This window comes from Rhodococcus sp. EPR-134 (assembly GCF_001647205.1).
Taxonomy (GTDB): domain Bacteria; phylum Actinomycetota; class Actinomycetes; order Mycobacteriales; family Mycobacteriaceae; genus Rhodococcus_F; species Rhodococcus_F qingshengii.
On record NZ_LVCT01000022.1, the window covers coordinates 1 to 5441 of the forward strand.

Below are 5441 nucleotides of genomic sequence, written 5' to 3' on the forward strand. Positions count from 1 at the left end.
GACGCCTGAACCGCGTCGTCGTCTCGCGTATCCGTCACGACTCCGATCGCACGAATTCCGAACTCCGAAACCAAATCTCGTGCAACGCTTACGACGGTTCGCTCAGTGCGCGCGAGTATCGCGATGTCGACCCCTTCAGCGGCCAGACCTCTGGCGATTGCCAGACCGATCCCCTTGCTACCACCGGCAACGATCGCACGCTTTCCAGACAGGTGAAGATCCATACCTGCGACACTATCCAACAGGCGGTCCCCGATCTCTACGAAGAGGGATCGGGGACCGTCGGAATCATTCCTGTGTCTCAGACCATCAGATCCGCGTACAGGTAGACGTTGTCGGCGTAGTTGCCCACACCGTCCTCGAATTGCAGTTCGCCGCCGCAGGTTACGACTGCCAACTTACGAGGGCCCTCCGGGCCGGCCAGCACGCTTTCCTCCACACCATCGGCCTTCGGGCGCGTCGTCACCGCAGTCACCTTCCACGACGTGCTCTTACCCGTCGCGTCGGATGTACGGATCACTTCACCCGGCTCGATCGTGCCCAGGTCGAACAGCGCGCCGTTACCCTGGCCGGTCAGATTGACGTGTCCGGCAATCAAGGTCGTGCCGGTGGCGGAATCGAGAGATGCACCGTCGAGCCAGATTCCGACGTTCTTGACGTTCTCCGGCGGAGTGAGAACTCCTTCCGGCACGGTGGCGTCCACGATCGGCGCCTGAACACCGACCGGGTCGAGCGAAAGGGTGTTGGGAGTCATCAACGCATCCGTAGGCGTTGCCGGATTCACGGAGTGCGACATGACAACTCCCGGACTCGGCGGGATCGCAGCATCGTCATCGGAGGATCGCAGGCCGACGAAGGCCATGGAAGCACCGGCGACCAACACCGCGATGAGAGCCAGAATGAACGCGACACGACGCCCTTTGCCTGGACTCGCGGGCTGATCGTGGTTGGGATCGTCGTATGGATTGGATGGATTGGGATCCGACTCGTACATGGTCATCGAACTGTCTCCTGCGGGATGAGGCGCCCCCGGCACCTCGTGCGAATTGACGCCCCCTGCGTCTGATCAATGTCGGCACCGATCACACGAATCGTGATCGGTGCCGACGTCTACTACACGTGCCTGGTGTCAGGATCGCTTGCGGCGGAGAGCAACTGCTCCGGCAGCAGCCATTCCGACAAGCCCGAGGCCCGTCACTGCGACGGCGACGTTGCGGCCTGAATTCTGTTCAGCAGCACCACCGTCGATGGCAACCGGGCGGGGGCCAGTGGCCGGCTTCGGAGCCGACGGCGCCGGAGTTGCGGGAGTTGCAACCGGCTGCGACGGAACAGGTGCACCCGGAACTACAGGCACAATCGGCACGATGGGCACGATGGGCACGATCGGAACAATCGGCACGATCGGAACGACCGGGGTTGCAGGCGTCGTGGTGGCCGGTGTGGTCGTTGCCGGTGTCGTTGTTGCCGGCGTGCTCGTTGCCGGTGTCGTCGTGGGTGCTGCTGCATATCCGACGCTGGCAGATGCATTCATCGAAGCCGGCCGAACGGTGTCGAACGACGCGAAGATCTGGCACTGTGCGCCTGCCGTGTTCCAGTGCAGGTTCTCGACCGAATCCGGAATGACGCTTGCAGTCACCGAGTAGTCCCCGCCGGCCGCAGCGGTGAGGCAAAGATCAACAGCAGTCGGTGCGTCGCCGCGGCCGTCGACCGTCAGTTGGTTTGCAGTCAACGTCGCCTTGGCGTTGTCACCACAGACGGTCAGTTCGGTGCCCGCCGAGGACTGAACAGTGATCGGCTTCCGGTACATATTCGTATTCAGGGTGAAAACGGCAGTCTCGCCGGCCTTTAGAGTCCCCGTCGCGGGTGTCTTGCGAACGAGGTCGAGCGTCTGCGTGACGTTCATGATCTCGACGATGCGAGCTCGCTCGTCGTCTCCGATGTTCCTGTCGCACAGGCTTTTGAAATCGGCCATCAGCGGATTGTCGTAGTCCGAGACACACCACACAAGCGTCTGCCGCGCCGAACGTGCATCCTCGCTGCCATTTCCCGAAACGACACCGTCGAGTTTGGCGGGATTCTGCAGCAACCAACTGATGACAGCGAGATCGTCGGCTGACAGATCGGGATTGCCCGACGACGGCACCGTCGCACCCGTCTCGTCGTTGTGCTTGTCAACCGGCAAACCGTTCTCGTCGACACCGGCACACGGATCGAGATCGAAGTCCGTGCAGTACATCCATTCCGACTTCGCAATTCCGTCGACGTCGCGGACACCGCAGACCGGAGCATCCACCGCGGCCGAGGTACCCCGATCGGTGGTGCCGTACATCGGCACGATGTTGCCGTCGTTGTAGTGATCCAGCCGAATGCCGGAGATGTCGAGCATCTGCTCCGAGGGCGTGTACTCGGTGCCCTCACACAACCCGGCGGTGAACGCCGGAGCGGCCGCGGTTCGCACCGGCATCGGCGCGGACACAGCTGGCGAAGCAAAAGCAACGCTACTACCGGCGACCGTTACGGCAATAGCTGCAGTTAGCGAGAGCCGGAGAACAAGCGGCCTACGCCGTGAACCAGACACAGTCATCAAAGCTTCCCTTTCAAGACATTTCGGTAGCGGGACGGTTGCCTGGATTCCCAATACCACGCCACCCAGCGCTCACTTCCGAGAGGATCAGCCGATCACTTTTGGCAATCAGCCAGTTACTGAATGGCAATGTAGTGCATGTTTCAAGAAAGATCACCCAATCGTCGAGCACCCAGGGCGCAGCTTGGACATTCGGATGACGAGTTAGCCATGAAGGTGACTGAACCTTTGTCCAACCGCACAACAATCGCGATCCCCCCAAAATCTGCTCATCCAACCGCGACGTTCCCGACATTTCGCCAACGCTAGCCAGTCGGTAACTTGGACATTCTGGGGAAACTCACAGGAAGGGGCGTTTTCAGCTCGCGCGCAAAAGAAGGGGCCCGCTATGCGGACCCCTTCGCCGGAAACTTCCGACCGAGACTGCTTTGTCGGGATTCGGGCAACTTGTAGATGCCCCAGAACAATCTCCACTCACATTGTGTGATTTGCCTCACATTCAAAGAATCTGTTGGTTTTGTTCACACCCTGAACCAATCTTTTGGTCCTCTTTGCGTCGATTATCCAGATCTCCGACGGCGGAACCCTGCCCTGCCGGAGAGCGGAGCACGGCCTCGGATCAGTCTCGGACCGGAGGCGCCTTCCTCGTGGTAACCGCAATGCGATTCCACGCATTGATCGTCAAAATGACGCTGATGAGCTGAGCCAGTTCCACGTCCGAGAATTCGCCGGCAGCCTCGCTGTACACCTCGTCCGGAACGAAACCGTCGGTGAGGACTGTCACGGCCTCGGTCAAGGCGAGCGCGGCTCGTTCACGATCGGAGTACATCCCTCGCGCTTCTTCCCACGCGTTCAGTAGGTAGAGCTTCTGCTCCGTGACGCCGACCTTTCGGGCGTCGCGAGTGTGCATGTCCAGGCACCATGGGCAATGATTCAGCTGCGACGCACGCGTGAGGACCAGCTCGACGAGCGTCGGCTCCAGCCCCTTGCGCGCAGCGGCATCCAACGCAATCATCGCCTTGTAGACCTCGGGCGCCAGCTTTGCGATATCCAGTCTTTGTCCTGTTGCTGTAGTCATAACTCAAACGGTAATCCCGGAAAGACCCGGAAACATGGTTCAATCCGGTGGTGAATTCGTGGGCCAATCTTGGGTTCGATCTACATATCGAGCTGCCACAGGGAATCGGGGTTCGCGCTGCACTGCTTCAGACCCTTCGCGACGCGATCGACAGTGGACTGTTGAAGCCCGGCACCAGACTCCCACCTTCCCGCACCCTCGCGCTCGACCTCGGAGTTGCCCGAAACACCGTTGCGGACTGCTATGCCGAGCTCGCCGCAGCTGGGTGGCTTGTCACACGGCCTGGTTCCGGGACCCTGGTCGCCACGCTCGCCAGCACACACACCCGCGAGGTCGAGCCATCACCGACTCGACGACGCTGGACCTACAGCCTTCTCCCTGGATCGCCCGACGCGTCGGCGTTTCCCCGCACTGCATGGATTTCGTCCGCCAGACGTGCTTTGACCACCGCGCCGACCGACGCGTTCGCGACTACTGATCCCAGGGGCCGAGTCGAACTCCGAAACGCCCTCACCACATACCTGAGCCGCACCAGAGGCGTTCGCGTCGATCCGAGCTGCATTGTGATCAGTGCCAGCTCGGGTCACGGGATTTCCCTCCTTGCCCGCGCACTCGGAGGAACGATTGCGGTCGACGCTTTCTGCCTTCACCTGCACCGGCAGTTGCTCGCCGACGAAGGGCTGCTGACAGTTCCCATATCGGTTGACGAATCAGGCACTTGCACAGACGAATTGGCCTCTACATCTGCTGAAAGTGTTCTGCTGACGCCGACCCATCAGTTCCCTCTCGGCGGTCCCCTCACACCGGCGAGGCGCGCGACCGCTCTCGAATGGGCCACGACTACGGGCGGCGTCATCATCGAGGACGACTACGACGGCGAATTCCGTTACGACAGAAAACCTGTCGGTGCACTCCAAGGAATCGCACCGCAGCACGTTGCGTACCTGGGCACTGTCAGCAAGACACTGTCGCCGGCCATTCGCATCGGATGGATGGTGTTGCCGGACAGGCTGATCGAACCTGTCCTCGCGACAAAGGGACCCTACGAACGCTGGGTAAGTTCAACGGATCAATTGACCTTGGCGGACTTCATCGAATCCGGAAGATTCGACAGCCATATTCGAAAGATGCGCACCTCGTACCGACGACGACGCGATCAACTGGTCGCGACACTTGCGCAGCAAGTACCCCAGGTCAGGGTCGAGGGGATCTCCGCGGGACTTCACGCTGTGATCCGTCTGCCCTCCGGCACCGAACAATCTGTTCTTGCAGCGGCCCAGGCGCGCGATCTCGGGCTCGAAGGGCTGTCGGTCTTCCGACATCCCGACGTGTCGTCAGTCGGCGGTGACGGCATCGTCGTCGGCTACAGCACGCCGACGCAGTCGCAGTACTCGAGGACGCTGGACGTGCTCTGCGAGGTGCTGCAGGCAGCTCTGCCATAACGCCTGTCGGATCTGCCCATCCGCTCACCTGCCCTGCCCTGCCCTGCCCTGCCCTGATGGAGTGAACGTACCGTTCCCCTCGTCCAAGAGGGTGAGCGTGTCGTTCGCTCGGTCCCGGACGGGGTGGTGAGTCGGCTGTGCTCGCGCCCCTTATGGTGTGAACGGTACGTTCGGTCGATCTGAGGCGACGAACGTACCGTTCACTCGATCAGAGGGTGCCGGCGACGGGATGTTTCGGGGGGTGTTTTGGGTACGAGAAAGCCCCCCAACCAGTACTGGTTGGGGGGCTTCTCTAATGTGTGTTCGGCGGTGTCCTACTCTCCCACACCCTGTCGAG

Annotated in this window: 5 protein-coding genes; 1 reads left to right on the forward strand and 4 read right to left on the reverse strand. The window is 61.2% G+C overall.

Features of this window, described 5'->3' with window-relative positions; genetic code table 11:
- From A2J01_RS00800 to A2J01_RS00815, 4 genes are all read right to left on the reverse strand, one after another.
- Positions 1-224: SDR family NAD(P)-dependent oxidoreductase (locus A2J01_RS00800; protein WP_156519133.1), on the reverse strand; the 224-nt coding region annotated here is incomplete at its 3' end.
- Positions 225-301: 77 nt separating this feature from the next.
- A complete protein-coding gene (locus A2J01_RS00805) occupies positions 302-1000 on the reverse strand; it encodes a class F sortase (RefSeq protein WP_042922789.1) in 699 nt (232 codons plus the stop codon).
- Between the two features lie 129 nt (positions 1001-1129).
- Positions 1130-2584 carry a hypothetical protein gene (locus A2J01_RS00810; protein ID WP_231915458.1) on the reverse strand — a complete coding sequence of 485 codons (1455 nt, stop codon included), beginning with the start codon at positions 2582-2584 and terminating at the stop codon, positions 1130-1132.
- 619 nt (positions 2585-3203) lie between these two features.
- Positions 3204-3662 (reverse strand): carboxymuconolactone decarboxylase family protein, encoded by a 459-nt coding sequence (locus A2J01_RS00815; RefSeq protein ID WP_064111498.1) that lies wholly within the window; start codon positions 3660-3662, stop codon positions 3204-3206.
- A gap of 47 nt (positions 3663-3709) precedes the next feature.
- Between A2J01_RS00815 and pdxR the strand changes: the two genes are divergently transcribed.
- Positions 3710-5104 carry a MocR-like pyridoxine biosynthesis transcription factor PdxR gene (pdxR, locus tag A2J01_RS00820; protein ID WP_082900767.1) on the forward strand — a complete coding sequence of 465 codons (1395 nt, stop codon included), beginning with the start codon at positions 3710-3712 and terminating at the stop codon, positions 5102-5104.
- Positions 5105-5441: the final 337 nt, after the last annotated feature.